The sequence below is a fragment of the Cryobacterium sp. Y62 genome, from assembly GCF_002929785.1.
GTDB lineage: Bacteria > Actinomycetota > Actinomycetes > Actinomycetales > Microbacteriaceae > Cryobacterium.
In genome coordinates this window covers 1-1,857 of record NZ_PJJK01000020.1, presented here as the reverse complement: position 1 = coordinate 1,857, position 1,857 = coordinate 1, and the positions used below count along the sequence as shown (strand labels likewise).

The following is a 1,857-nucleotide window of genomic DNA, read 5'->3' as shown; positions in this document are numbered from 1 at the left end:
AGGTCAGTACCGCACTACAACCGAGATCGACCGGGCAAGGTGAACTCGACGAACGCCATCTCACTGATCAGAGCTCGCGCTAATCAGGACGCACCTCGCGAGGGGGCCTGGTTCTCTCCGTCTTAGCGGATCAGCGCGTCAGCGTCTCCGGTTTCATTCGCCCATGCGGGGAGGTGCAGGGCTGATTACGAAGATCTGTGTTTCGGATGCGGGATGGTTAAGTTCGATCGAAAAGCACCTGGAATCGCTGCACGAGGTAGGCGGATGTCGCCGTCACCAGCCGCGTTGCTTCCACTGGGAGAGCTTGCTCCGCTCGGCTCCGAGCGTTGTGCCGGCGCCATGGCCGGGGTACACCAGGGTGTCGTCCGGAAGGTAGTCGAAGATCCGAGTGACGACGTCGTTGTACAACGATGAGAAACGGTCGGCATCACCGTTGGTGTTCCCAAGACCGCCAGGGAAGAGCGAATCGCCCGTAAACAGATGGGCGGGACCATGCGAGTCGCGGTAAAGCAGAGCAATCGACCCGGGGGTGTGTCCGCGTAGGTGAATCACTTCGAGTTCAATGCCATCGACGTTCCTGACGTCCCCGTGATGCAAAGGTATGTCTGTGGGCACGGCAATGTCTGCAACATCGTCGAGCCCTGCTGCAGTGGGTACTCTGGTCAGCTCCCTGACCTCACCAAGCGCCCGAACATGGTCCCAGTGCGAGTGTGTGGTGACAATGAGAGCCAGCCTGACGAGGGCCTTCGTGTCCTTCTGGGCATCTGCGAGAAGGGTGAAGATGGCGGGTGCATCGTCGGCGGCGTCAATCAGTACCTGCGCGCCGCTTGATTTCGAGGTGAGTACGTAAACCTTATTGCTCATCTCAGATACTGAGATGCTGCGAACCGTGAGGGCGTTGAGATCGTGCATGGTCCTGTTCCTAGTAACGGTTGCTGGTCTTTGTACAGGGGCGTCGAGGGCACAGCGCTAAATGGTCGTTGTCGGCCGCTACTCCCGAAGCGCATGGATGTGGGCAGTCACCCCGACTAGTTCAGCGGTCAGTAGACGCGTGGTTACTCCTCCACTGTCATTTCTCCCAGTGGGCCCCAACCTTCAGCATCAATGCGTTCGCTGATGATCTCTGGAGTCTTCACGAGCGCTTGCGGCATAGCCTTCATTGCCGCGGAGAAGTGCGCGCTGTTCACGTGAGATCCAGCCGCATCATCGTGGAATGCCTCGACGAGAACGAACTGGTGAGGATCCTCAACACTGCGCGACCAGTCGAACCACAAGTTGCCTGGTTCCTGGCGCGTAGCCTCCGTGAAGTCTCGCGTGAGATCCAGCCAACGATCGCTCCACTCTGGTTTCACAGTGAACTTGGCGACGATGAAAATCATGGAATGGTTCCTTTCCTCAGTCACGTCCCGTTGAACGGTGGCGCTTCCAGAAAACCGGGCGGTGGTGGGTTGCCCCAGTTTAGGCGACGCCGGGTACAGGAGGAGAACCGTAACCCCGGCGACGACGACCCATACGCAACTGAACTCAGACAGATGTCGTTTCGGGCAACATAAAGCGGCGCGTGCCGATAACAACCACGTCAGGTTGCACTCAATGAGGAGAAGACCTATGAAGAAGGATATTCAACGCCTGGTGACCAGGATCGCGGCGGTCAGGCTAATGCTCACCCTCAGCGCGGTCGCTAGTCCGGTGCTGCCGGATCCACCGCGATAACTTGCATCGAAGCGTCACGCGCGCACTAATGTTATCGCCGACCCAAGGCAATACTGGCCCTATTTTCCATGCTCGATGTCGGGACAGTGCTAGGTCGCGGTGGGGACTGCTGAAGGTTTAGTTGACACCTGACTTGCTGGAATT

The 1,857-nt window shown here is 58.2% G+C and carries 2 protein-coding genes; both read right to left on the bottom strand.

Annotated elements, in window-relative coordinates; genetic code table 11:
- Positions 1 to 273: 273 nt before the first annotated feature.
- A complete protein-coding gene (locus CXY71_RS00150; protein WP_104133728.1) occupies positions 274 to 912 on the bottom strand; it encodes an MBL fold metallo-hydrolase in 639 nt (212 codons plus the stop codon).
- Between the two features lie 143 nt (positions 913 to 1,055).
- Complete coding sequence (locus CXY71_RS00145) at positions 1,056 to 1,379, bottom strand: putative quinol monooxygenase (RefSeq protein ID WP_104133727.1); 324 nt, start codon at positions 1,377 to 1,379, stop codon at positions 1,056 to 1,058.
- Between the last annotated feature and the right edge of the window lie 478 nt (positions 1,380 to 1,857).

Coding starts and splice junctions, on each gene's coding strand:
- CXY71_RS00150 (WP_104133728.1), bottom strand. CDS start 912: ATGCACGATCTCAACGCCCTCACGGTTCGCAGCATCTCAGTATCTGAG.
- CXY71_RS00145 (WP_104133727.1), bottom strand. CDS start 1,379: ATGATTTTCATCGTCGCCAAGTTCACTGTGAAACCAGAGTGGAGCGAT.